The 21,533-nt window shown below is 55.6% G+C and carries 35 protein-coding genes; 3 read left to right on the forward strand and 32 right to left on the reverse strand.

From position 1 onward, the window contains the following. Positions 1-135: 135 nt before the first annotated feature. From rplQ to rpsJ, 28 genes are all read right to left on the reverse strand, one after another. Positions 136-519 carry a 50S ribosomal protein L17 gene (rplQ, locus tag OKC42_RS10955; protein ID WP_005307999.1) on the reverse strand — a complete coding sequence of 128 codons (384 nt, stop codon included), beginning with the start codon at positions 517-519 and terminating at the stop codon, positions 136-138. Between the two features lie 43 nt (positions 520-562). Then, complete coding sequence (locus tag OKC42_RS10960; RefSeq protein WP_005307997.1) at positions 563-1,552, reverse strand: DNA-directed RNA polymerase subunit alpha; 990 nt, start codon at positions 1,550-1,552, stop codon at positions 563-565. 25 nt (positions 1,553-1,577) lie between these two features. After that, positions 1,578-2,198, reverse strand: a complete 621-nt coding sequence (gene rpsD / locus OKC42_RS10965) for a 30S ribosomal protein S4 (protein ID WP_005340600.1) — start codon at positions 2,196-2,198, stop codon at positions 1,578-1,580. 39 nt (positions 2,199-2,237) lie between these two features. After that, positions 2,238-2,627 carry a 30S ribosomal protein S11 gene (gene rpsK / locus OKC42_RS10970; RefSeq protein WP_005307993.1) on the reverse strand — a complete coding sequence of 130 codons (390 nt, stop codon included), beginning with the start codon at positions 2,625-2,627 and terminating at the stop codon, positions 2,238-2,240. 14 nt (positions 2,628-2,641) lie between these two features. Beyond that, a complete protein-coding gene (gene rpsM / locus OKC42_RS10975) occupies positions 2,642-2,998 on the reverse strand; it encodes a 30S ribosomal protein S13 (protein ID WP_005307991.1) in 357 nt (118 codons plus the stop codon). Positions 2,999-3,137: 139 nt separating this feature from the next. Then, on the reverse strand, positions 3,138-3,251 hold the full coding sequence (rpmJ, locus tag OKC42_RS10980) for a 50S ribosomal protein L36 (RefSeq protein WP_005319705.1): 114 nt from the start codon (positions 3,249-3,251) through the stop codon (positions 3,138-3,140). 27 nt (positions 3,252-3,278) lie between these two features. After that, positions 3,279-4,607, reverse strand: a complete 1,329-nt coding sequence (secY, locus tag OKC42_RS10985; protein ID WP_005340602.1) for a preprotein translocase subunit SecY — start codon at positions 4,605-4,607, stop codon at positions 3,279-3,281. An 8-nt stretch (positions 4,608-4,615) separates the two neighbouring features. Next, complete coding sequence (rplO, locus tag OKC42_RS10990; protein WP_005340604.1) at positions 4,616-5,053, reverse strand: 50S ribosomal protein L15; 438 nt, start codon at positions 5,051-5,053, stop codon at positions 4,616-4,618. A gap of 2 nt (positions 5,054-5,055) precedes the next feature. Beyond that, complete coding sequence (gene rpmD / locus OKC42_RS10995) at positions 5,056-5,235, reverse strand: 50S ribosomal protein L30 (RefSeq protein ID WP_005307985.1); 180 nt, start codon at positions 5,233-5,235, stop codon at positions 5,056-5,058. 6 nt (positions 5,236-5,241) lie between these two features. Beyond that, positions 5,242-5,742 carry a 30S ribosomal protein S5 gene (gene rpsE, locus OKC42_RS11000; RefSeq protein WP_005340605.1) on the reverse strand — a complete coding sequence of 167 codons (501 nt, stop codon included), beginning with the start codon at positions 5,740-5,742 and terminating at the stop codon, positions 5,242-5,244. A 14-nt stretch (positions 5,743-5,756) separates the two neighbouring features. Further along, a complete protein-coding gene (rplR, locus tag OKC42_RS11005; RefSeq protein WP_005340606.1) occupies positions 5,757-6,110 on the reverse strand; it encodes a 50S ribosomal protein L18 in 354 nt (117 codons plus the stop codon). A gap of 9 nt (positions 6,111-6,119) precedes the next feature. After that, positions 6,120-6,653: a 50S ribosomal protein L6 gene (gene rplF, locus OKC42_RS11010; RefSeq protein ID WP_005340607.1), complete on the reverse strand. Its 534-nt coding sequence runs from the start codon at positions 6,651-6,653 to the stop codon at positions 6,120-6,122. Positions 6,654-6,666: 13 nt separating this feature from the next. After that, a complete protein-coding gene (gene rpsH, locus OKC42_RS11015; protein ID WP_005307980.1) occupies positions 6,667-7,059 on the reverse strand; it encodes a 30S ribosomal protein S8 in 393 nt (130 codons plus the stop codon). Positions 7,060-7,080: 21 nt separating this feature from the next. Further along, the gene (gene rpsN, locus OKC42_RS11020) at positions 7,081-7,386 is read right to left on the reverse strand and encodes a 30S ribosomal protein S14 (protein ID WP_005340609.1); all 306 of its coding nucleotides are present in this window, start codon (positions 7,384-7,386) and stop codon (positions 7,081-7,083) included. A 10-nt stretch (positions 7,387-7,396) separates the two neighbouring features. Next, positions 7,397-7,936: a 50S ribosomal protein L5 gene (gene rplE / locus OKC42_RS11025; RefSeq protein WP_005331162.1), complete on the reverse strand. Its 540-nt coding sequence runs from the start codon at positions 7,934-7,936 to the stop codon at positions 7,397-7,399. A 13-nt stretch (positions 7,937-7,949) separates the two neighbouring features. Further along, complete coding sequence (rplX, locus tag OKC42_RS11030) at positions 7,950-8,267, reverse strand: 50S ribosomal protein L24 (protein ID WP_005307977.1); 318 nt, start codon at positions 8,265-8,267, stop codon at positions 7,950-7,952. Positions 8,268-8,278: 11 nt separating this feature from the next. Next, positions 8,279-8,647, reverse strand: coding sequence for a 50S ribosomal protein L14 (rplN, locus tag OKC42_RS11035; RefSeq protein ID WP_005307975.1), 369 nt, complete (start codon positions 8,645-8,647; stop codon positions 8,279-8,281). A 147-nt stretch (positions 8,648-8,794) separates the two neighbouring features. Next, positions 8,795-9,043 (reverse strand): 30S ribosomal protein S17, encoded by a 249-nt coding sequence (gene rpsQ, locus OKC42_RS11040; protein ID WP_005307966.1) that lies wholly within the window; start codon positions 9,041-9,043, stop codon positions 8,795-8,797. Then, positions 9,043-9,234 (reverse strand): 50S ribosomal protein L29, encoded by a 192-nt coding sequence (gene rpmC / locus OKC42_RS11045; RefSeq protein ID WP_005307965.1) that lies wholly within the window; start codon positions 9,232-9,234, stop codon positions 9,043-9,045. The genes rpsQ and rpmC overlap by 1 nt, the downstream gene beginning before the upstream one ends. After that, complete coding sequence (gene rplP / locus OKC42_RS11050) at positions 9,234-9,647, reverse strand: 50S ribosomal protein L16 (protein ID WP_005340612.1); 414 nt, start codon at positions 9,645-9,647, stop codon at positions 9,234-9,236. Before rplP ends, rpmC begins: the two co-directional genes overlap by 1 nt. A gap of 13 nt (positions 9,648-9,660) precedes the next feature. Further along, a complete protein-coding gene (rpsC, locus tag OKC42_RS11055; protein ID WP_005307962.1) occupies positions 9,661-10,374 on the reverse strand; it encodes a 30S ribosomal protein S3 in 714 nt (237 codons plus the stop codon). A gap of 3 nt (positions 10,375-10,377) precedes the next feature. Continuing rightward, complete coding sequence (rplV, locus tag OKC42_RS11060; protein ID WP_005319741.1) at positions 10,378-10,722, reverse strand: 50S ribosomal protein L22; 345 nt, start codon at positions 10,720-10,722, stop codon at positions 10,378-10,380. 10 nt (positions 10,723-10,732) lie between these two features. Next, on the reverse strand, positions 10,733-11,011 hold the full coding sequence (rpsS, locus tag OKC42_RS11065) for a 30S ribosomal protein S19 (protein WP_005307960.1): 279 nt from the start codon (positions 11,009-11,011) through the stop codon (positions 10,733-10,735). Positions 11,012-11,033: 22 nt separating this feature from the next. After that, positions 11,034-11,855, reverse strand: coding sequence for a 50S ribosomal protein L2 (gene rplB / locus OKC42_RS11070; RefSeq protein ID WP_005340614.1), 822 nt, complete (start codon positions 11,853-11,855; stop codon positions 11,034-11,036). Positions 11,856-11,870: 15 nt separating this feature from the next. Beyond that, on the reverse strand, positions 11,871-12,173 hold the full coding sequence (gene rplW / locus OKC42_RS11075) for a 50S ribosomal protein L23 (protein WP_005307955.1): 303 nt from the start codon (positions 12,171-12,173) through the stop codon (positions 11,871-11,873). After that, entirely contained in the window at positions 12,170-12,775 is a 606-nt protein-coding gene (gene rplD, locus OKC42_RS11080; RefSeq protein ID WP_005340616.1) for a 50S ribosomal protein L4, read from the reverse strand. The genes rplW and rplD overlap by 4 nt, the downstream gene beginning before the upstream one ends. A gap of 17 nt (positions 12,776-12,792) precedes the next feature. Continuing rightward, a complete protein-coding gene (gene rplC / locus OKC42_RS11085; RefSeq protein ID WP_005340620.1) occupies positions 12,793-13,425 on the reverse strand; it encodes a 50S ribosomal protein L3 in 633 nt (210 codons plus the stop codon). 22 nt (positions 13,426-13,447) lie between these two features. Continuing rightward, positions 13,448-13,759 carry a 30S ribosomal protein S10 gene (rpsJ, locus tag OKC42_RS11090; protein WP_005307944.1) on the reverse strand — a complete coding sequence of 104 codons (312 nt, stop codon included), beginning with the start codon at positions 13,757-13,759 and terminating at the stop codon, positions 13,448-13,450. 356 nt (positions 13,760-14,115) lie between these two features. On the opposite strand from rpsJ, the gene OKC42_RS11095 reads away from it, so the two are divergent. After that, positions 14,116-15,030, forward strand: a complete 915-nt coding sequence (locus tag OKC42_RS11095) for a DMT family transporter (RefSeq protein ID WP_193860893.1) — start codon at positions 14,116-14,118, stop codon at positions 15,028-15,030. A gap of 37 nt (positions 15,031-15,067) precedes the next feature. Here the strand turns inward: OKC42_RS11095 and envZ are convergent, their stop codons facing one another. Both envZ and ompR read right to left on the reverse strand, forming a co-directional pair. Beyond that, entirely contained in the window at positions 15,068-16,378 is a 1,311-nt protein-coding gene (envZ, locus tag OKC42_RS11100; RefSeq protein WP_021230784.1) for a two-component system sensor histidine kinase EnvZ, read from the reverse strand. Continuing rightward, entirely contained in the window at positions 16,375-17,097 is a 723-nt protein-coding gene (ompR, locus tag OKC42_RS11105) for an osmolarity response regulator transcription factor OmpR (protein WP_270819658.1), read from the reverse strand. The genes envZ and ompR overlap by 4 nt, the downstream gene beginning before the upstream one ends. A 249-nt stretch (positions 17,098-17,346) precedes the next feature. On the opposite strand from ompR, the gene greB reads away from it, so the two are divergent. Together greB and OKC42_RS11115 are read left to right on the forward strand one after the other, a co-directional pair. After that, positions 17,347-17,820 carry a transcription elongation factor GreB gene (gene greB / locus OKC42_RS11110; RefSeq protein ID WP_005340627.1) on the forward strand — a complete coding sequence of 158 codons (474 nt, stop codon included), beginning with the start codon at positions 17,347-17,349 and terminating at the stop codon, positions 17,818-17,820. A 201-nt stretch (positions 17,821-18,021) separates the two neighbouring features. Then, positions 18,022-20,331: a Tex family protein gene (locus OKC42_RS11115; RefSeq protein ID WP_270819659.1), complete on the forward strand. Its 2,310-nt coding sequence runs from the start codon at positions 18,022-18,024 to the stop codon at positions 20,329-20,331. A gap of 70 nt (positions 20,332-20,401) precedes the next feature. Here the strand turns inward: OKC42_RS11115 and OKC42_RS11120 are convergent, their stop codons facing one another. Continuing rightward, a complete protein-coding gene (locus OKC42_RS11120; protein ID WP_005355353.1) occupies positions 20,402-20,680 on the reverse strand; it encodes a hypothetical protein in 279 nt (92 codons plus the stop codon). An 85-nt stretch (positions 20,681-20,765) separates the two neighbouring features. After that, positions 20,766-21,533, reverse strand: coding sequence for a putative metalloprotease CJM1_0395 family protein (locus OKC42_RS11125; RefSeq protein WP_042081656.1), 768 nt, complete (start codon positions 21,531-21,533; stop codon positions 20,766-20,768).

The raw sequence follows: 21,533 nt of genomic DNA on the forward strand, positions 1-21,533 counted from the left end.
GCAGTTGAGGCAGTTGAGGCAGTTGAGGCAGTTGAGGCAGTTGAGGCAGTTGAGGCAGTTGAGGCAGTTGAGGCAGTTGAGGCAGTATCAGAATGGATTAAAAGAAAAGCCGGGACAAGCCCGGCTTTTTCTTTATCACTCAGCAGCTGCTTCAGCAGCGGCCGGGCGGTCTACCAGCTCAATATAAGCCATAGGGGCGTTGTCGCCTGCACGGAAACCGCATTTCAGAATGCGAGTATAACCGCCGGCGCGCTCCAGGTAGCGCGGGCCCAGTTCATTGAACAGCTTAGCCACGATCGCGTTATCGCGAGTACGGGCAAATGCCAGGCGACGATTAGCAACGCTATCAGTCTTGGCAAGGGTGATCAGCGGTTCAACTACACGACGCAGCTCTTTTGCCTTAGGCAGAGTCGTCTTGATGATCTCATGACGAACCAGGGAGCTGGCCATGTTGCGGAACATTGCCTGACGATGGCTGCTGTTCCGGTTCAGTTGACGACCACTCAAACGATGGCGCATGACCTTATCCTTCTAACTAAATCTGTGAAACCCGTAATCTGGATTACTCGTCAGCGATGCTGGCGGGCGGCCAGTTCTCAAGGCGCATGCCAAGAGACAGACCACGGGAGGCCAACACGTCCTTGATCTCAGTCAGGGACTTCTTACCGAGGTTAGGAGTCTTAAGCAACTCAACTTCGGTACGCTGTACCAGATCACCAATATAGTGGATAGCTTCTGCCTTCAGACAGTTCGCAGAACGAACTGTCAGCTCCAAATCATCGACAGGACGTAGCAGAATCGGATCAAACTCGGGTTTCTCTTCTTTCTTCTCGGGCACGCTGACATCGCGCAGATCCACGAAGGCTTCCAGTTGCTCGGCCAGAATAGTGGCAGAACGACGGATGGCTTCTTCAGGATCCAGGGTACCATTGGTCTCCATGTCGATGACCAGCTTGTCCAAGTCGGTACGCTGTTCCACACGTGCTGCCTCAACATTGTAGGCAATACGAACGATGGGGCTGAACGCGGAGTCCAGCAGCAGGCGACCAATAGGACGCTCTTCATCATCGTTGTGAACACGGGCAGAAGCAGGCACATAACCACGACCGCGCTGAACTTTCAGGCGCATGCTGATTTCAGCATTGGCACCTGTCAGGTGGCAGATTACGTGCTCCGGGTTTACGATCTCGACTTCATCACCGTGAGTGATATCACCAGCGGTAACGGGGCCTGTTCCAGACTTGGTCAGGGACAGAGTTACCTCGTCCTTGCCTTCCAGCTTCACAGCGATACCTTTCAGGTTGAGCAGGATTTCAAGAATGTCTTCCTGTACACCTTCTTTGCTGCTGTACTCATGCAGTACCCCGTCAATTTCGACTTCAGTAACTGCACAACCGGGCATAGATGACAGCAAAATACGACGCAGGGCGTTGCCCAGCGTGTGACCAAAGCCACGCTCGAGTGGCTCAAGAGTCACTTTCGCATGAGTCGGGCTAACTTGCTCGATGTCAACTAGCCGCGGTTTAAGAAAATCTGTTACAGAACCCAGCATTGTGTCCTCTCTTTAGAAGCTAGCTTTACTTGGAGTAAAGCTCGACGATCAGCTGTTCGTTAATGTCGGCAGACAGGTCGGAACGCTCTGGCAGACGCTTGAAAGCACCTTCCATTTTAGCGGCGTCAACCTCTACCCAAGTCGGCTTCTCACGCTGACCAGCAACTTCCAAGGAAGCTTTGATACGCGCTTGCTTCTTAGCCTTCTCACGAACGCAGATCACGTCCTCAGGGGAAACCTGGAAAGAAGGAATGTTCACAACGCGACCGTTTACCATGATGGCCTTGTGGCTCACCAGCTGACGAGATTCAGCACGGGTAGCGCCGAAGCCCATACGGTAAACAACGTTGTCCAAACGACCTTCCAGCAGCTGCAACAGGTTTTCACCGGTGTTACCCTTTTGACGGGCAGCGTCGCGGTAGTAGTTGCGGAACTGTTTTTCCAATACGCCGTAGATACGACGAACTTTTTGTTTCTCGCGCAGCTGAACACCGTAGTCGGACAGACGCGCTTTACGCGCACCGTGCTGACCAGGGGCGGTGTCAATCTTGCACTTAGAATCAATCGCACGAACACCTGACTTCAGGAAGAGGTCGGTGCCCTCACGACGGCTAAGCTTAAGCTTAGGACCGATATATCTTGCCATCTTCTTTCTCCAACAATCCTAGACCAAGTAGCTACAGCGTTATACGCGGCGCTTCTTGGGAGGACGACAACCGTTGTGCGGGATCGGAGTCACATCAGTAATGTTAGTGATGCGGAAACCAGCCGCGTTCAGGGCGCGGATGGAAGACTCACGACCGGGACCCGGACCTTTGACCATGACTTCCAGGTTCTTGACGCCATATTCTTTGGCCATCTCACCAGCGCGCTCGGCAGCTACCTGAGCAGCGAACGGGGTGGACTTACGAGAACCACGGAAACCGGAACCACCAGAAGTAGCCCAAGACAGAGCGTTGCCCTGACGGTCAGTAATGGTCACGATTGTGTTGTTGAAAGATGCATGAACGTGCGCAATACCGTCGCTCACTTGCTTTTTAACGCGCTTGCGAGCACGAGTCGGAGTTTTAGCCATTTTCTACCTTCCCGTTACTTCTTGATAGCCTTGCGCGGACCCTTACGGGTACGAGCGTTGGTCTTGGTACGTTGACCACGAACAGGCAGGCTACGACGGTGACGCAAACCACGGTAGCAACCCAGATCCATCAATCGCTTGATGTTCATGGAAATCTGACGACGCAGGTCACCTTCAACGGTGAATTTACCTACTTGTTCACGCAGACTCTCGATCTGAGCTTCGTCCAGGTCTTTAATTTTCACATTCTCAGCGATACCGGCTGCGGCACAGATGGCCTTGGAGCGGGTACGACCGACGCCATAAATAGCAGTCAAAGCGATGACTGCATGCTTATGGTCAGGAATGTTAATGCCAGCGATACGGGCCACTATTCACTCCTACATATAGTAGATTACGACCACCACAAAGCCCGTGAGCGGATACGTGGCGGTCAACCAATACACAACAAAAGTTGGCTGGCTATATTAGCCAGCACAACTATTTGTTGCAAGTACTAACCGTAAAAAATTAGCCTTGGCGCTGTTTATGCTTTGGCTCGCTGCAAATCACACGCACCACACCGTGACGCTTGATGATTTTGCAGTTACGGCAGATTGCCTTAACGGAAGCACGAACTTTCATTGCTTAACTCCGTAACTACGCCGACCTTTAGCGGCCGTAGCCCTTCAGGTTGGCCTTCCTCAGGACGTCGCCATATTGATGAGACATCATATGGGTTTGTACCTGAGCCATGAAGTCCATGATAACTACCACAATAATCAGCAGCGAAGTGCCACCGAAGTAGAACTGTACGTTCCAGGCAGTCATCAAGAACTGGGGTACCAGACAGATAAAGGTTATATAGAGCGCACCTGCCAATGTCAGGCGAGTCATAACCTTATCGATGTAACGTGCTGTCTGCTCGCCCGGGCGAATCCCCGGGATAAAGGCTCCACTCTTCTTCAGATTATCTGCTGTCTCGCGGGGGTTGAACACCAGCGCGGTATAGAAGAAGCAGAAGAAGATAATGGCTGCTGCATACAGCATCTCGTAAAGCGGTTGACCCGGCTGCAGGACCATAGAGACCTGTTGCAGGATATCAGCTACTTTACCCTCGCCCTGACCAAACCAAGAGGTAATGGTCCCCGGGAAGAGGATGATACTGGATGCGAAAATCGCAGGAATCACACCAGCCATATTCACTTTCAACGGCAGGTGTGTGCTTTGCGCGGCAAATACCTGGCGGCCTTGTTGACGCTTGGCATAGTTAACGACGATACGACGCTGACCACGCTCCACGAACACCACAAAGTAAGTCACTGCGAAAACAATCAAGCCCAGCAACAACAACAGCAGGATGTGCAATTCCCCTTGACGTGCCTGTTCGGCCGTAGCGCCAATGGCATGCGGCAGACCAGCAACGATACCTGTGAAAATAATCAACGAGATACCATTACCAATCCCACGCTCGGTAATCTGTTCACCCAACCACATCAAAAACATGGTACCGGTGACCAGACTCACAACCGCTGTGAAATAGAAGCCCAGACCCGGATTAGTCACGAGTCCATGCATCATATTCGGCAGACCGGTTGCAATACCAATGGCCTGGAAAGTTCCCAAAACCAGCGTGCCCCAACGGGTATATTGGCTAATCTTGCGACGGCCGGATTCACCTTCTTTCTTGAGTTCAGCAAGAGCGGGGTGAACCACTGTCAGCAGCTGGATAATGATCGACGCCGAAATGTACGGCATGATCCCCAACGCAAGAATAGAAGCACGCGAGAGTGCACCACCACTGAACATGTTGAACATCTCAATGATGGTGCCCTTCTGTTGCTGGAACAACTCGGCCAGTACGGCGGCGTCAATACCAGGAATCGGCACATAAGAGCCTGCACGGAAAACGATAATCGCCCCGAGAACGAAGAGCAGACGGCTCTTCAGTTCACTCAGACCACCCTGTGCTTTAACATCCAATCCTGGTTTCTTAGCCATTGTACTGATTATTCCTCGATTTTACCGCCAGCGGCCTCGATGGCTGCGCGTGCACCTTTGGTGACGGACAGACCACGAACGGTCACAGCACGGTCAATGTTGCCTGACAGAACAACTTTAGCGAACACGATGTTCTTAGTAACAACACCGGCTTGCTTCAGAGTGCTCAGGTCGACCACATCACCTTCTACCAGGGCGATTTCGTTCAGACGCACTTCGGCAGAAACCAAAGATTTGCGAGAGAAGAAACCGAACTTCGGCAGACGGATTTTCAAAGGCATCTGGCCGCCTTCGAAACCGTTGCGGACTTTACCGCCACCGGAACGAGAGGTCTGGCCTTTAACACCACGACCACCAGTCTTGCCCAGGCCGGAGCCGATACCACGACCACGACGTTGTTTTTCAGGCTTGGAACCAGCGGCCGGAGACAGAGTGTTCAGACGCATGCTTAGCCCTCCACCTTAACCATGTAATAAACCTGGTTGATCATGCCGCGTACGCAAGGAGTATCTTCCAGCTCAACGGTGTGACCAATGCGACGCAGACCCAGACCACGCAGAGTCGCCTTGTGCTTTGGCAGACGGCCGATAGAGCTGCGAGTTTGAGTTACTTTTACAGTGTTAGCCATGTCGCATTACCCCAGAATTTCTTCAACGCGCAGACCACGCTTGGCAGCGATCTGTTCCGGTGATTGACCGTGAACCAGAGCGTCTACAGTAGCGCGAACAACGTTGATTGGGTTGGTGGAACCGTAGGTCTTGGCCAGCACGTTGTGGATACCGGCAACTTCCAGAACAGCACGCATAGCGCCGCCTGCAATGATACCAGTACCTTGGGAGGCCGGCTTCATGAACACGGTGGAGCCAGAGTGAACACCACGCACCGGGTGGTGCAGAGTGCCGTTGTTCAGCTCAACCTTGTTCAGGTTACGCTTAGCCTGTTCCATTGCTTTTTGAATAGCAGCCGGAACTTCACGGGCTTTACCGTAACCGTAACCTACACGGCCGTTACCATCACCCACCACGGTCAACGCGGTGAAGGACATGATACGACCACCTTTAACAGTTTTCGAAACACGGTTTACTGCAATGAGCTTTTCTTGCAGTTCGCCGGCTTGAGATTCGACTTTAGCCATCTTCGACTCCTAGCTTAGAACTGAAGACCAGCGTCACGTGCGGCAGCTGCCAGGGCAGCGATGCGACCGTGATACTTGAAACCGGAACGATCGAAAGATACGTTCTGAACGCCTTTGGCAATAGCACGCTCAGCGATAGCCTTACCTACAGCGGTAGCAGCATCTGCGTTACCGGTGTATTTCAGAGCTTCACTGATGGCTTTCTCTACTGTGGAAGCAGAGGCCAGAACTTCGGAACCGTTGGCTGCAATAACCTGCGCATAGATATGACGCGGGGTACGGTGAACAACCAGACGGGTAGCTCCCAGTTCCTGCATCTTTTTCCGAGCACGAGTAGCACGACGGAGACGAGCTGCTTTCTTGTCCATAGTGTTACCTTACTTCTTCTTAGCTTCTTTAGTACGCACTTGCTCGTTGGCATAGCGTACACCCTTGCCCTTGTAGGGCTCCGGAGCGCGGTAAGCACGGATATCGGCGGCGACTTGGCCAACCAGCTGCTTGTCGACGCCACGCAGAACGATTTCTGTAGCAGTCGGGCACTCAGCGGTCACACCAGCCGGCAGCGCATGCTCTACCGGGTGAGAGAAGCCCAGAGCCAGCGCAACAGCATTGCCCTTGATGGAGGCTTTATAACCTACACCAACCAGCTGCAGCTTGCGCTCGAAGCCTTGGGTAACACCGATTACCATGTTGTTGACCAATGCACGGGCAGTACCGGCCTGAGCGTCAGCACCAGCGATGCTGCCGCGCGGGGCGAACTTCAGTACATTGTCTTCTTTGGTCACTTCTACACCGGCGTGAATAGAGCGAACCAGAGAACCTTTACCACCTTTGATGGTCAGTTCCTGGCCGTTCAGAGTCACCTCTACGCCAGCAGGAATAGTGACGGGTGCCTTAGCAACACGAGACATTTCCTACCTCCTATTAAGCGACGTAGCAGATGATCTCACCGCCCATGCTTGCTTTGCGAGCAGCACGGTCAGTCATCACACCTTTAGACGTGGACACGATAGCAACACCGAGACCGCCCATAACTTTCGGCAGATCAGTAGTGCGCTTGTAAATACGCAGGCCTGGACGGCTTACGCGTTGGATCAGTTCTACAACTGGCTTGCCCTGGAAATATTTCAGTTCAATTTCCAGTTCCGGCTTCACGTCACCAGCTACGGAGTAGCCAGCGATGTAACCTTCTTCTTTCAGCACTTTGGCGATAGCCACTTTCAGCTTGGAAGAAGGCATGGAAACCGCAACTTTGCTCGCCGCCTGACCGTTACGGATGCGGGTCAGCATATCCGCGATCGGATCTTGCATGCTCATAAGTCTAACTCCCGAGATTCGTTACCAAGAAGCCTTCTTCAGGCCCGGAATTTCGCCCTTCATGGCATGCTCACGCACTTTGATGCGAGACAGGCCAAACTTGCGCAGGAAACCGTGCGGACGACCAGTAATATTGCAACGGTTACGCTGGCGGGACGGACTGGAATCACGGGGCAGCTGTTGCAGTTGCAGTACAGCATCCCAACGCGCTTCTTCAGAAGCGTTCATGTCAACGATGATAGCTTTCAGCTCGGCACGCTTGGTCGCGTACTTGGCTACCAGCTTGGCACGCTTTGCTTCGCGCGCTTTCATGGATGTTTTAGCCATAACCCTAACCTTACTTGCGGAATGGGAAGTTAAAGGCAGCCAGCAGAGCACGGCCTTCTTCATCGGTATTCGCGGAAGTGGTGATGGTGATATCCAGACCACGGACGCGATCGACTTTGTCATAGTCGATTTCCGGGAAGATGATCTGCTCACGCACGCCCATGGAGTAGTTACCACGACCGTCGAACGCTTTAGCGTTCAGGCCACGGAAGTCACGGATACGCGGTACGGAGATGCAGATCAGCCGTTCCAGGAACTCCCACATACGCTCGCCACGCAGGGTTACTTTACAACCTATCGGGTAGCCTTCACGAATCTTGAAGCCCGCAACAGATTTGCGAGCTTTGGTGATCAGCGGCTTCTGACCGGAAATGGCAGCCATATCGGCAGCAGCATTTTCCAGCAATTTCTTGTCAGAGATCGCTTCACCAACACCCATGTTCAGGGTGATTTTCTCGATCCGAGGGACTTGCATGATAGTCTTGTAACCGAACTGCTTGGACAGTTCATTTACTACATCGGATTTGTAGTAATCATGCAGTTTCGCCATCGTTAAACTCCAATTACTTCACAAGTTCGCCGGTGGATTTGAAGAAACGGACTTTTTTGCCGTCTTCAATCCGGAAACCAACGCGGTCAGCTTTGCCAGTGGCAGAGTTGAACAGCGCTACGTTTGATACATCGATGGGGGCTTCTTTGGTGACGATACCGCCAGCCTGACCCAGTGCGGGTACCGGCTTCTGGTGTTTCTTCACCTGGTTGATGCCTTCCACGATTACCTTACCTTTTGCAATCAGGACTTGAGTGACTTTGCCACGCTTGCCCTTGTCTTTGCCGGTAAGAACAATCACTTCGTCTTCGCGACGGATTTTAGCTGCCATCGTTCGACTCCTTACAGTACTTCGGGTGCCAGGGACACAATCTTCATGAACTTCTCATTACGCAGTTCACGGGTCACCGGGCCAAAAATACGAGTACCGATTGGCTGTTGGTTGTTGTTAAGCAACACAGCCGCATTGTTGTCGAAACGGATGACAGAGCCGTCCGGACGACGAACGCCTTTACGGGTGCGTACGACCACCGCGTTATACACATCACCTTTCTTCACTTTACCGCGAGGAATGGCTTCCTTGATGGAAACCTTGATGATGTCGCCGATGCCGGCGTAACGGCGGTGCGAGCCACCCAGAACCTTAATACACATTACACTGCGAGCGCCGGAGTTGTCGGCAACACCCAGCATACTTTGCATCTGGATCATCTTAGTGCTCCGCTTTGTTTACTTCTTATCCCTAATGGGATCTGGCTGCCTTCAAAAGGCGCGAAACTATAACACAGGATTTTCAGAAAAGGTAGCCTAAAAAACAAACGGCCCCTGAAAGGGGCCGCTTGGACTACAAAGTACCGATTAGGCCTTTTCTACAACGGCAACCAGGGTCCAGGACTTGGTCTTGGACAGCGGGCGGCATTCGCGGATTTCCACGAGGTCGCCAGCTTTGCACTCGTTGTTTTCGTCATGCACGTGCAGCTTGGTAGTGCGCTTGATGATCTTACCGTAGATCGGGTGCTTTACCTTGCGCTCGATAGCAACAGTGATGGACTTATCCATCTTGTCGCTGATTACACGACCTTGCAGAGTACGGATCTTGTCAGTCATTACGCACCTGCCTTCTCAGTCAGTACAGTCTTGATACGTGCGACGTCACGACGCACTTGTTTCAGAGTGTGAGTCTGAGCCAGCTGGCCGGTGGACGCTTGCATGCGCATGTTGAATTGCTCACGCAGCAGGCCCAGCAGCTCCTGGTTCAGTTCTTCGACGCTCTTTTGACGCAGATCTTGGGCTTTCATCACATCACCGTCTTAATTACGAAAGTGGTCTGAACAGACAGCTTAGCTGCGGCCAGGGCAAACGCTTCACGCGCCAGAGCCTCAGGTACACCGTCCATCTCGTACAGAACCTTGCCAGGCTGGATCGGGCAAACCCAGTATTCCACGTTACCCTTACCTTTACCCATACGAACTTCGAGGGGCTTTTCGGTGATGGGCTTGTCCGGGAACACACGGATCCAGATCTTACCTTGACGCTTAACGTGACGGGTCATGGCACGACGGGCTGCTTCGATTTGACGAGCAGTCAGTTGACCACGGGATGTCGCCTTCAGGCCAAAGGTACCGAAGGATACTTCGTTACCAGAGGTGGCCAGACCGCGGTTACGACCCTTGTGGGTCTTGCGGAATTTAGTACGCTTAGGTTGCAACATTTACCGAATCTCCTTACTTAGCAGCGCGGCGCTTGTTGTCACGCTTGGGCTTTGCAGGAGCTTGCTCTTGAGCAGCGGCAGCGTTAACAGCAGCCAGACCGCCCAGAACTTCACCCTTGAAGATCCAAACTTTAACGCCGATCACACCGTAAGTGGTGTGGGCTTCAGAAGTTGCGTAGTCGATGTCGGCACGCAGGGTGTGCAACGGCACACGACCTTCACGGTACCATTCGGTACGCGCGATTTCAGCGCCGCCCAGACGACCGGAAACTTCCACTTTGATGCCCTTGGCACCCAGGCGCATTGCGTTCTGTACGGCGCGCTTCATAGCACGACGGAACATTACACGACGCTCCAGCTGGGAAGTGATGCTGTCGGCAACGAGTTTGCCATCCAGCTCCGGCTTGCGGACTTCGGAAATGTTGATCTGAGCAGGCACGCCAGCAATAGTGGCTACAGCTTTGCGCAGCTTCTCAACGTCTTCGCCTTTCTTACCGATTACAACACCCGGACGAGCGGTGTGAATGGTCACACGGATGCTCTTGGCCGGACGCTCAATGGTGATCTTGGACAAGGACGCGTTTTTCAGTTCCTTGGTCAGGAACTGGCGTACTTGAAAATCGCTGTACAGGTTGTCAGCGAAGTCTTTGGTGTTCGCGAACCAGGTAGAATTCCAAGGCTTGGTAATACCCAGGCGAATGCCATTAGGATGTACTTTCTGACCCATTGCTTATCTCCCAGCCTTAGCGTCGGATACCACTACAGTGATGTGAGCGGTACGCTTGAGGATACGATCCGCACGACCTTTGGCACGCGGACGGATGCGCTTCATGGAGGGACCTTCGTCGACCATGATAGTAGCAACACGCAGCGCGTCGATATCGGCGCCTTCGTTGTGCTCAGCGTTTGCAATGGCAGATTCCAGCACTTTCTTAACCAGCACAGCAGCCTTTTTCGGGCTGAAGGTCAGGATATTCAGAGCCTTGTCTACGGACAGACCACGTACTTGATCGGCTACCAGACGAGCTTTCTGGGCAGAAGTACGGGCATAACGGTGTTTAGCGATAGCTTCCATCATTTATCCCTTAGCGCTTCTTAGCCTTCTTATCAGCAGCATGGCCGCGATAAGTACGAGTCGGTGCGAATTCACCCAGTTTGTGACCGATCATTTCTTCGGTAACGAAAACCGGAACGTGCTGACGACCATTATGGACAGCGATGGTCAAACCGATCATGTTCGGGATGATCATTGAACGACGGGACCAGGTTTTAACCGGCTTTTTATCCCCGCTTTCCACCGCTTTCTCTACCTTCTTCAGCAAGTGCAGGTCAATAAATGGACCCTTCTTGAGAGAACGTGGCATGGTGATTCCTCTATGTTAACAATTACTTGTTACGACGACGTACGATGTACTTGTCGGTACGCTTGTTCTTACGGGTCTTGAAGCCTTTAGCCTTCTGGCCCCATGGGGACACAGGCTGCATGCCCTTGTTACGACCCTCACCACCACCGTGCGGGTGGTCAACCGGGTTCATCGCCATACCGCGAACGGTCGGACGAATACCACGCCAGCGGTTTGCACCGGCTTTACCCAGTTGACGCAACATGTGCTCGGAGTTACCGACTTCACCGATGGTAGCGCGGCACTCGGCCAGAACTTTACGTACTTCGCCGGAACGCAGACGCAGAGTTACATAGTTACCTTCACGAGCCAGGATCTGGATGAAAGTACCAGCGGAACGAGCCAGCTGGGCACCTTTACCAGGCTTCATCTCTACAGCGTGAACGGTAGAACCAACCGGGATGTTGCGCATCGGCAGGGCGTTACCTACCTTGATGGCTGCATCAGCACCAGAAGCGATCGCGTCACCAGCTTTCAGGCCTTTCGGAGCCAGGATGTAACGACGCTCACCGTCTGCGTACAACACCAGAGCGATGTTAGCGGTACGGTTCGGATCGTATTCCAGGCGCTCTACTTTAGCCGGGATACCGTCTTTGTCGCGCTTGAAGTCGACGATACGGTAGTGCTGCTTGTGACCACCACCGATATGACGGGTAGTGATACGGCCGTTGTTGTTACGACCACCGGACTTGCTTTTGCTGTCCAGCAGAGCGGCGAAGGGCTTGCCCTTGTACAGCTCTTGATTGACGATCTTGACGACGTGGCGGCGGCCCGGAGAAGTAGGCTTGCACTTAACGATTGCCATTTTTGAGAACTCCTCTTACTCGGCTGCGCCCATGAAGTCGATGTCCTGACCAGCTTTCAGGGTCACATAAGCCTTTTTCCAATCGGAACGACGGCCTACGCGTGCACCTGCGCGCTTGGTCTTACCCTTCATGTTCAGGGTACGGACGGTCTCAACTTCGACCTCGAACAGTTTCGCAACTGCAGCTTTGACTTCCGCCTTGGTAGCATCAACAGCAACTTTGAACACGATAGTGTTCTGCTTTTCTGCAACCATGGTGCTCTTTTCAGAGATGTGCGGAGCCTTCAGAACTTTCAGCAGACGCTCTTCACGGATCATGCCAGCATCTCCTCGATTTGCTTAACTGCGTCAGCAGTCATCAGAACCTTGTCGAAAGCGATCAGGCTGACCGGGTCGATACCGGCAACGTCACGCACGTCAACTTTGTACAGGTTGCGAGCAGCCAGGAACAGGTTCTCATCGACTTCAGCAGTCACGATCAGAACATCAGTCAGTTCCATTTCTTTCAGCTTGGCGATCAGTTCTTTGGTCTTCGGAGCTTCGATGCCGAACTTCTCAACAACGATCAGGCGCTCTTGACGTACCAGCTCGGACAGAATGCTACGGATAGCGCCGCGGTACATCTTCTTGTTTACTTTCTGGCTGTGATCTTGCGGCTTAGCAGCAAAAGTCACACCACCGGAACGCCAGATGGGCGAACGGATGGAGCCAGCACGGGCACGACCAGTACCCTTCTGACGCCACGGCTTTTTGCCGCCACCAGACACTTCAGAGCGAGTCAGCTGCGCACGAGTACCCTGACGGGCACCAGCGGCATATGCAACGACGACCTGGTGAACCAGAGCTTCGTTGAATTCGCGCCCGAAGGTAGTCTCGGAAACTTCAAGAGCGCTCTTGGCGTCTTTCATTACCAATTCCATTACTATCTCCTCAGACGTTACGCTTTGACGGCAGGTTTGACGATCACGTTGCCGTTGGTTGCACCCGGTACTGCACCTTTGATGAGCAGCAGGTTGCGTTCAGCGTCAACACGAACCAGTTCCAGGTTCTGAGTCGTTACACGCTCAGCACCCATGTGACCAGCCATCTTTTTGCCCTTGAATACACGACCCGGAGTCTGGTTCTGACCGATAGAACCCGGAACGCGGTGAGACAAGGAGTTACCGTGGGTCATATCCTGGGTGCGGAAGTTGTGGCGCTTAACAGTACCAGCAAAGCCCTTACCTTTGGATGTGCCGGTAACGTCTACCAGCTTAACGTCAGCGAGAAGATCTACTTTCAGCTCGCTACCAACAGTGAAAGTTTCACCGTTGTTCAGGCGGAATTCCCACAGACCGCGACCGGCTTCTACACCAGCTTTGGCGAAGTGGCCAGCTTCCGGCTTGGTCACACGGCTGGCTTTCTTGGCGCCAGTGGTAACCTGAATAGCGTTGTAGCCGTCGGTTTCTACAGATTTGACCTGAGTTACACGGTTAGCTTCAACTTCGATAACAGTCACCGGGATAGAAACGCCATCTTCAGTGAAGATGCGAGTCATACCCACTTTGCGACCTACAAGACCGATTGTCATTGTTATCAACCTCTTTCCGTAATTAACCCAGGCTGATCTGGACGTCTACACCAGCTGCCAGATCCAGACGCATCAGGGCGTCTACGGTCTTGTCAGTCGGCTCAACGATGTCTACCAGACGCTTGTGAGTGCGGATCTCGTACTGATCACGCGCATCTTTGTTGACGTGCGGGGAGATCAGGACGGTGAAGCGCTCTTTGCGAGTCGGCAGCGGAATAGGACCGCGAACCTGCGCGCCAGTGCGCTTAGCAGTTTCAACGATTTCCGCAGTGGATTGATCAATCAGGCGATGATCAAAAGCCTTCAGGCGGATACGGATTCTTTGGTTCTGCATTGACAGAGCTCCAATAGATAAAAGAACATAAATCAACACCGCCCGACCGAGATTTCTCCCGCCAGAGGTGTGATTTTTCACGTTTCCCCCCATATCGGGAGGACTGTATGGCTGGCTCCTGTAAACAGGAAACTCAGCAGCAGACATATCGTCTGGCTTACCTCATGGGTAAGCGGAGGGTATTATACGGATTTTTCAAATTTGCGCAAGGGCGAACGAACAGATTATGCTCAGTTTTATGTGACAGATGGATCTCGCCTGCGGCAACGCACTCTGCTGCCAACACCCAGGTAACGACAATGTTACAAGCAGACTGGTAGACTGTGCGCTTGCCTCTGTCAGTGGAACGACATCCCATGCTCAAAGATCAAAAGAAAGCCTATCAGTATGGCCTTTGCGCCGTTGCCCTCTGGTCGACGGTCGCCACAGCCTTCAAGATCTCCCTCGCCTATTTCGAACCTGTGCAACTGTTGCTTGTGGCCGCCTTCACCTCGACTCTCACGCTGACAGCCGTCGTCGCCAAACAGGGCAAACTGCCGCTGCTGGGGAGCTACATCAAGGCCCGCCCTTTCTACTACCTGACTCTGGGCGTGCTGAATCCCTTTCTCTATTACCTGTTGCTATTCAAGGCCTATGACCTGTTGCCTGCCCAGCAGGCACAGACCCTCAACTACACCTGGGCCATTACTCTCAGTCTGCTGGCCGTCCCCTTCCTCGGCCAGAAGCTGCGTCGGCGTGATGGCGTCGCTATCGTGCTGGGGTATTTTGGCGCGCTGGTGATCGCCACCAGAGGGGATGTATTCGGCCTCCAGTTCGACAACCCCCTCGGCGTGACGCTGGCGCTGGTCTCGACCCTCATCTGGGCCAGCTACTGGATCCTCAACACCCGCAATCAGGGCGATCCCATTGTCAGCCTGTTGCTCGGCTTTATGATCAGCCTGCCTTTTATTGTCGTGGCGACTTGGTTGCTCTCCGATTTTGCCATGACCGCCTGGCAGGGATGGGCTGGTGCCATCTATGTGGGACTGTTCGAAATGGGTTTCGGTTTTGTGCTCTGGCTAATGGCGCTGCGCCATGCCACCAACACGGCCCCCATCAGCAACCTCATCTTTATCTCACCGTTTGCCTCACTGGTACTGCTCAATCTGCTGATCGGCGAAGCCATCCATCCGGCCACCCCCATCGGGTTGGCGCTCATCGTTGCCGCCCTGCTGATCCAGCAGCTCAAGTACGGCAAACGCTATCGAGCATCAGTCGAAACCAAGAGCTGACCATGCAGAAGGGCGTATCAACGGATACGCCCTTCTCTCAATCCATCCACTCCTGTGGCTGATGTTTCGGCAGCCGCATCTCGACCAGCAAGCCGCCGAGATCCGAACTTCCCAGTCGGATAGTGCCATGGTGCTGGGCGACTATCTTGGCCACGATAGCCAACCCCAAGCCACTACCGCCGACGGTCCGCGCCACATTACCCTGAGTAAACGGCTTGAGCACCCGGGAGTAGTCCTGCTCCGGAATGCCGGGGCCATCATCGGAGAGGCGCAGGCGCACCCAGTGCCCATCGTCCTTGAGCTCGGCATGCAAGCGGCTCGCCCCATAGCGCTGCGAGTTGCTTGATAGGTTGTTCAACACCCGCCGGATACTGACCGGATTGCAGGCCACCCGCACCGCCTCTTGCGGCAGCGCCAGATCAACCTCCAGCCCCTGCTCCGAGTAGATCAGCAAGGTATCGTGCACCAGCTGGGTCAGATCGATCGGCTCCAGATCCTGGCCCTCATCCGGGCGGATGTAATCGATGAACTGATCGATGATGGCATTGGACTCATCGATGTCGGCGTTGATGCTCTCCTTGAGGTACTCGTCACCGGAGGACATCATCTCGGTCGCCAGCCGGATGCGGGTCAGCGGGGTACGCAGATCGTGGGAAACCCCCGCCATCATCAGGTTACGCTCTTCGATCAGACTCTTGATGGAGTGCGACATGTGGTTGAAGGTGCGGGTCAGTCGCCGCACTTCCCGTGATCCCAGCTCCCCCAGCGCCTCCGGGAAATGGCCTCTGGCCACCGCAACAGCGCCAGCCTCGAGATCCTCGAGCGGGCGCACCAGCTGCCGGGCAAAGCGCCAGGCCGCAAACAGGGTGATCACCAGCAGCACGCTCAGATAGATGATGAGGGGTTCGATATCGTCATCTTCGATCTCGGTCAGCGGGATCCGCACCCAGATTTTGCTGGCCTGCGGCGGCTGGATCCAGATGATGTAGTGATCCTGGATCTCGACCCGCACCTTGGCCGGGCCACCCAGTTCGCGACTGATGTTCTCCTCCAGATAGGGGTATGGCTTGGCCTCGTTGAAGCCATGCTGCACCGCCTCGCTCTGGGTATAGATATCGGTACCGGTCGTCACATAGACCAGCGCCTCGGCATCTTCGCTCAGCGCCAGTTGTTCCGTGTTGACCGGAAAGATCAGCTTGACCTGATTGGCCAGCAAGTGACTGATCTGCTTGACGGTTGGCGCCAGCAGATAGTTATAGAAGGTGACGTAGGAGACTGCTTGATAGACCACCAGAACGGCAGCCAGAAACCAGAGCATGCGCGAGAACATGCTGCCGACCTTTTTCATGCACCGTCACCATCTGGCACGAACACATACCCCAGACCCCAGACGGTCTGCAGGTAGCGGGGCTGGGCCGGATCCTGTTCCAGCAGGCGGCGCAGGCGGGAAACCTGCACGTCGATGCTGCGCTCGGTGGCGGTGTATTCGCGGCCACGGGCCAGATTCATCAGCTTGTCGCGGGAGAGCGGCTCGCGCGGATGGCTGACCAGTACCTTGAGCACCGCAAATTCACCGCTGGTGAGCGCCATCGGCTCACCATCCCGGCTCAGCTCGCGGGTCGCCAGATTGAGCTGGAAGGCACCGAAGTTGACCACCTTCTCTGCAGCAGAGGGTGCCCCCGGCAGCTCGACGGTATGGCGGCGCAGCACGGCACGGATCCGCGCCAGCAGTTCGCGGGGGTTGAACGGTTTGGGCAGATAGTCATCAGCCCCCATCTCGAGCCCGACGATGCGATCCACTTCATCCCCCTTGGCGGTGAGCATCAGCACCGGGATCTGGTTGCCCGCTTCCCGCAGACAGCGGCAGATGGAGAGTCCATCCTCCCCCGGCAGCATCAGGTCGAGCACCATCAGGCTGAAGTTTTCACGAGTCAGCAAGCGATCGGCCTGCTCGCCATTGGCCACGCCGCGCACTACGAATCCCTGCTCGGTGAGATAGCGCTCCAACAGGGAACGTAATTTCAGGTCATCGTCCACGACCAGGACCTTGTATTGCTGCTGACTCATTGCTTTGCCTCTTCATTCTTTAGCTGCCCCCAATACTAGGGGGGGATATAGCGGGAGCAAAGCACAAATATGTTACCGGTTATTACCCATTCCGAGAGCGTGACGGCCATCAAGTCACTGCGCTGGCCAGCTACTCCCTGAATGGCGCCAGCCGAGCCATCGCGATTTCCCTCGACAGCAAGAGGACAAAAGCTAATATTCCCGAGCAGTTAGCGATGAATACTCCTCTTTGACCAGGTCCGCATCACCATGAAGACAAAGTTGATCACCCGCGAAGGCTACAACAAGCTGAAAGAAGAGCTCGATTTCCTCTGGCGTCAGGAGCGCCCCGAGGTCACCAGGAAGGTGGCATGGGCCGCCAGCCTAGGGGATCGCAGCGAAAATGCCGACTACCAGTACAACAAGAAGCGGCTGCGGGAGATCGACCGGCGGGTGCGTTACCTGCGCAAGTGCCTCGAAGAGCTGGGGATCGTCGACTATGCCCCGGCGCAGGAGGGCAAGGTCTTCTTCGGCGCCTGGGTCGAGGTGGAAAACGATGAGGGCGAGACCAAGCGCTTTCGCATCGTCGGCTATGACGAGATCTTCGAGCGCAAGGATTATATCTCCATCGACTCCCCCATGGCCCGCGCCCTGCTCAAGAAAGAGGTCGGTGATGAGGCCATCGTCCGTACGCCAGTTGGTGACGTCTGCTGGTATATCAACGAGATCAGCTACCCCAAATAGCCGGACTACTGGTGAGCTGCTTGCCACAGGCACATCCTGAGTCACAGGTGCAATGGCAAGATATGCGCTCTCCCCTGCGACTTATCAGTCTGACTGGTGCAGACCCCGGCGCAGGGTGGCATCCCGCAACACGACCCCATATAGTGCTCACACTTGGCGCCTGATGGCGCGGACTCGACCACAGAGGCCCTCAACAACATCATGATGCAAACCATAGAGAGACAGATTGCCGGTGAGCTCAATGCTCGCCCGGAGCAGGTGCAGGCCGCAGTGCGCCTGCTGGATGAAGGCTCGACCGTGCCCTTTATCGCCCGTTACCGTAAAGAGGTGACCGGCGGTCTGGACGACAGCCAACTACGTACTCTGGAGAGCCGCCTCGGCTATCTGCGTGAACTGGAAGATCGCCGTCAGGTGATCATTCGCTCCATCGAAGAGCAGGGCAAACTGACCCCCGAGCTGGCCCGCGAATTGAATGGCGCCGACAGCAAGACCCGACTGGAAGACCTCTATCTCCCCTACAAGCCCAAGCGCCGCACCAAGGGGCAGATGGCGATCGAAGCCGGGTTGGAGCCGCTTGCCAACCTGCTGCTCAGCGACCCGATGCAGGATCCCGAGCAAGCTGCAGCCACCTTCCTCAATCCCGAACAGGGCATTGCCGACAGCAAGGCGGCCCTCGACGGCGCCCGCTATATCCTGATGGAGCGCTTCGCCGAGCAGGCCGACCTGCTGGAGAAGTTGCGCGACTACCTGTGGCAAAATGCCACCCTTCGCGCCCGCGTGGTGGCAGGCAAGGAGCAGGAAGGAGCCAAGTTCAAGGACTATTTCGAACACGACGAACCACTGCACAAGGCCCCCTCCCATCGGGTGCTGGCCATGCTGCGCGGCCGCAATGAAGGGATCCTCAATCTGGCGCTGGTCACCGGTGACGATGAGAGTGCCAGCCCCTGCGAAGGGATCATTGCCCACCACCTCAAGCTCAATCTGCAGAACCGCCCGGCCGACAAATGGCTGCAAGGGGTGGTGAGCTGGACCTGGAAGATCAAGTTGTCGCTTCAGATGGAGACCGAGCTGATCGGCCGTATCCGCGAATCGGCAGAGGAGGAGGCGATCAAGGTGTTCGCCATGAACCTCAAGGATCTGCTGATGGCGGCCCCGGCTGGCATGCGCTGCACCATGGGGCTAGACCCGGGCATTCGCACCGGGGTCAAGGTTGCCGTGGTGGATGCCACCGGCAAGCTGGTCGATCACGCCACCATCTATCCGTTCGAACCAAAACGCCAAATTGATCAGAGCCTCAAGACCCTGAGCGAGCTGTGCCAGAAACACAAGGTCGAGCTCATCAGCATCGGCAACGGCACCGCCTCGCGGGAGACCGACCGCCTGGTGAGCGACCTGTTCGAGCGCTACCCCGCCGCCAAGGCGCAGAAGATAGTGGTGAGCGAAGCAGGAGCCTCTGTCTACTCCGCCTCCGAACTCGCCTCCCAGGAGTTCCCGGATCTCGACGTCTCGATCCGTGGCGCCGTCTCCATCGCCCGCCGCCTGCAAGACCCGCTGGCCGAGCTGGTCAAAATCGACCCCAAGAGCATCGGGGTGGGCCAGTATCAACACGACGTCGGCCAGAGCCAGCTGGCCCGCCGGCTGGATGCCGTGGTCGAGGATTGCGTGAACGCGGTCGGGGTGGATGTGAACACCGCCTCGGTCGCCCTGCTCAACCGGGTTTCCGGCCTATCCCAGACGTTGGCCCAGAACATCGTCGCCTACCGGGATGAGCACGGCGCCTTCAAGAGCCGTCAGCAATTGCTGAAAGTGAGCCGACTCGGCCCCAAAGCCTTCGAACAGTGCGCCGGCTTCCTGCGCATTCGCGGCGGCAGCAATCCCCTCGACAGCTCGGCGGTACACCCGGAGTCCTATCCGGTCGTGGAGCGGATCCTCGCCAAGCTGGAGCAGACTGTGGAGAGCCTGCTCGGCAACAGCAGCCTGCTGCGCAGCCTGAAACCGGCCGACTATACCGATGAGCAATTCGGCGTACCTACCGTCACCGACATCATCGGCGAGCTGGACAAGCCGGGCCGCGACCCGCGCCCCGAGTTCAAAACCGCGACCTTCAAGGAAGGTGTGGAGCAGATCAGCGACCTGGTGCCAGAGATGGTACTGGAAGGGGTGGTCACCAACGTCACCAACTTCGGCGCCTTCGTCGATATCGGTGTTCATCAGGACGGGCTGGTGCACATATCCTCCCTGACCGACCGTTTCGTCAAGGATCCCCGCGAGGTGGTCAAGGCGGGCGACATTGTGCGGGTCAAGGTGCTGGAAGTGGACGCCCCGCGCAAGCGGATCAGCCTGACCATGCGCCTCGACGAAAAGGCAGGGCAGCCCGCCCGCAAGCCGGCTGAAGCGCGCAACAGTAGCGCAGGCAACGCCAAACCAAGAAATGAGCCACGCCAAAGCGCCCCAATGGGTGGTGCCATGGGCAACGCCTTCGCAGCAGCGCTCTCCAAAGCGAAAAAGTAGCGAAACCTTCCAGAAGTCCTCTGAATGCAAAAAGCCCCGCAAGGGGCTTTTTTACACGCGAAGCTCAGGATCACTGCGTCAGGGCAGCAAGTATGCTCTCGGGCTCTCCATGCTGGGCCAGCACCTCCCGCAGTCGGTTGAATGCCTTGCAGGCCTCTTGCGGATACTTGCCGTAAGAGACGACGCCGGTGTGGCTCCAGCCAGCCGCCAGCATCACTTTCTTCTTGAAACTGGTTCCTTCAGTTCCCCCTCCCCCGAGCTGCATCAGAAATTGCTCCATCTGCAGGTGGGGGGGCGGCACACGGGAGAAGGTGGTGAAATCTTCCGCTTTGACTTCATCGAAATGCATGACAGCTCCTGTGAAATTGGAATGGGCCTGATCTTCAGGTTAGTTGCAAAACAGGCAAAGCAGCTGAAAGTTTGGCGAGGGTGATTCAGATATGCAGACTGAGGGACTGGGTAGAGGCCGGGCTGACAGCCTGTCGATAGTGGCCCGCGATGACGCTGTTGCGCTTGTCCATATAGGCACTCAGCACACCGCCCGACTTCGCGCTCTGCTCGGCCATCAGCTCTTTGCGTGCCTTGGCCTCACTCGCGGCGGCGCTGCGCGCGACGGCCAGATCCTGCGCGGAAGGCTCGGCAGGCGCCAGCGCTGCAGAGCGGATCTGCTGCATCTTGGCGATGGTGGCGGCAGGGTCACCGGGTACGACACTGGTATCGATCTGGACTTCGCCACCCGTCGCATAACGCTTGCCATCCGGCCCTTGCGTAAACTGATAGGTGGGCGAGCTGGCGTACTCTCCACCCGCAGACTGGTGCGCCTGCTCGTGTGTGCGCACCTCCTTGTCACGCTCGACAAGATCCTGAACCTGCTGCTCTTGCCGCTGTTGCTGCTCCTGCTGTTTGGGATCTTGCTGCTTGCGCTGCCCATCCTCACCGGTTGCCTCGACAAAGCGATTGTCTGGCAGTGTCGTCGGGGCTAATTGCCCGGTTTCACGGCTGTTCTGGGAGGTCTGATTGCTGGAGGCCTGACCGGCTTTGGATTTCTCTTTCTGGGAGCCGACTTCGGATTCGGCAACGGAGGCTTGGCCCGCTCGGGCCTGCGGGATCAGTTCTGCCCGGCGATTATCCGTCCTCGCCGCTTCCACCTGGGGTTGCAGCTGTGTCGGAATAAGAGGGGGCAGACTGACATTGATGTTCAT

Origin of the sequence: Aeromonas sp. Y311-2, assembly GCF_027706025.1 — a bacterium.
Lineage (GTDB): Bacteria > Pseudomonadota > Gammaproteobacteria > Enterobacterales > Aeromonadaceae > Aeromonas > Aeromonas veronii.

Bases quoted from the DNA above. Each gene is read 5' to 3' on its own strand.
- rpsC (WP_005307962.1), bottom strand. From the start codon at position 10,374: ATGGGTCAGAAAGTACATCCTAATGGCATTCGCCTGGGTATTACCAAG.
- rpmD (WP_005307985.1), bottom strand. From the start codon at position 5,235: ATGGCTAACACTGTAAAAGTAACTCAAACTCGCAGCTCTATCGGCCGT.
- rpmC (WP_005307965.1), bottom strand. From the start codon at position 9,234: ATGAAAGCCCAAGATCTGCGTCAAAAGAGCGTCGAAGAACTGAACCAG.
- OKC42_RS10960 (WP_005307997.1), bottom strand. From the start codon at position 1,552: ATGCTGGGTTCTGTAACAGATTTTCTTAAACCGCGGCTAGTTGACATC.
- rplN (WP_005307975.1), bottom strand. From the start codon at position 8,647: ATGATCCAGATGCAAAGTATGCTGGGTGTTGCCGACAACTCCGGCGCT.
- rpsN (WP_005340609.1), bottom strand. From the start codon at position 7,386: ATGGCTAAAACATCCATGAAAGCGCGCGAAGCAAAGCGTGCCAAGCTG.
- OKC42_RS11125 (WP_042081656.1), bottom strand. From the start codon at position 21,533: ATGAACATCAATGTCAGTCTGCCCCCTCTTATTCCGACACAGCTGCAA.
- rplV (WP_005319741.1), bottom strand. From the start codon at position 10,722: ATGGAAGCTATCGCTAAACACCGTTATGCCCGTACTTCTGCCCAGAAA.
- rpsJ (WP_005307944.1), bottom strand. From the start codon at position 13,759: ATGCAGAACCAAAGAATCCGTATCCGCCTGAAGGCTTTTGATCATCGC.
- rpsS (WP_005307960.1), bottom strand. From the start codon at position 11,011: ATGCCACGTTCTCTCAAGAAGGGTCCATTTATTGACCTGCACTTGCTG.
- rplF (WP_005340607.1), bottom strand. From the start codon at position 6,653: ATGTCTCGTGTTGCTAAGGCACCCGTCACTATTCCTGCTGGCGTAGAG.
- rplC (WP_005340620.1), bottom strand. From the start codon at position 13,425: ATGACAATCGGTCTTGTAGGTCGCAAAGTGGGTATGACTCGCATCTTC.
- rpsH (WP_005307980.1), bottom strand. From the start codon at position 7,059: ATGAGCATGCAAGATCCGATCGCGGATATGCTGACCCGCATCCGTAAC.
- rpmJ (WP_005319705.1), bottom strand. From the start codon at position 3,251: ATGAAAGTTCGTGCTTCCGTTAAGGCAATCTGCCGTAACTGCAAAATC.
- OKC42_RS11120 (WP_005355353.1), bottom strand. From the start codon at position 20,680: ATGCATTTCGATGAAGTCAAAGCGGAAGATTTCACCACCTTCTCCCGT.
- rpsK (WP_005307993.1), bottom strand. From the start codon at position 2,627: ATGGCTAAAACTCCGACTCGTGCTCGCAAGCGCGTTAAAAAGCAAGTG.
- rplQ (WP_005307999.1), bottom strand. From the start codon at position 519: ATGCGCCATCGTTTGAGTGGTCGTCAACTGAACCGGAACAGCAGCCAT.
- rplP (WP_005340612.1), bottom strand. From the start codon at position 9,647: ATGTTGCAACCTAAGCGTACTAAATTCCGCAAGACCCACAAGGGTCGT.
- greB (WP_005340627.1), top strand. From the start codon at position 17,347: ATGAAGACAAAGTTGATCACCCGCGAAGGCTACAACAAGCTGAAAGAA.
- rpsE (WP_005340605.1), bottom strand. From the start codon at position 5,742: ATGGCTAAAGTCGAATCTCAAGCCGGCGAACTGCAAGAAAAGCTCATT.
- rpsD (WP_005340600.1), bottom strand. From the start codon at position 2,198: ATGGCAAGATATATCGGTCCTAAGCTTAAGCTTAGCCGTCGTGAGGGC.
- secY (WP_005340602.1), bottom strand. From the start codon at position 4,607: ATGGCTAAGAAACCAGGATTGGATGTTAAAGCACAGGGTGGTCTGAGT.
- rplE (WP_005331162.1), bottom strand. From the start codon at position 7,936: ATGGCGAAACTGCATGATTACTACAAATCCGATGTAGTAAATGAACTG.
- envZ (WP_021230784.1), bottom strand. From the start codon at position 16,378: ATGAAAAAGGTCGGCAGCATGTTCTCGCGCATGCTCTGGTTTCTGGCT.
- OKC42_RS11115 (WP_270819659.1), top strand. From the start codon at position 18,022: ATGATGCAAACCATAGAGAGACAGATTGCCGGTGAGCTCAATGCTCGC.
- rplB (WP_005340614.1), bottom strand. From the start codon at position 11,855: ATGGCAATCGTTAAGTGCAAGCCTACTTCTCCGGGCCGCCGCCACGTC.
- OKC42_RS11095 (WP_193860893.1), top strand. From the start codon at position 14,116: ATGCTCAAAGATCAAAAGAAAGCCTATCAGTATGGCCTTTGCGCCGTT.
- rplD (WP_005340616.1), bottom strand. From the start codon at position 12,775: ATGGAATTGGTAATGAAAGACGCCAAGAGCGCTCTTGAAGTTTCCGAG.
- rplR (WP_005340606.1), bottom strand. From the start codon at position 6,110: ATGGACAAGAAAGCAGCTCGTCTCCGTCGTGCTACTCGTGCTCGGAAA.
- ompR (WP_270819658.1), bottom strand. From the start codon at position 17,097: ATGAGTCAGCAGCAATACAAGGTCCTGGTCGTGGACGATGACCTGAAA.
- rplX (WP_005307977.1), bottom strand. From the start codon at position 8,267: ATGGCAGCTAAAATCCGTCGCGAAGACGAAGTGATTGTTCTTACCGGC.
- rplO (WP_005340604.1), bottom strand. From the start codon at position 5,053: ATGCGTCTGAACACTCTGTCTCCGGCCGCTGGTTCCAAGCCTGAAAAA.
- rpsQ (WP_005307966.1), bottom strand. From the start codon at position 9,043: ATGACTGACAAGATCCGTACTCTGCAAGGTCGTGTAATCAGCGACAAG.
- rplW (WP_005307955.1), bottom strand. From the start codon at position 12,173: ATGATCCGTGAAGAGCGTCTGCTGAAAGTTCTGAAGGCTCCGCACATC.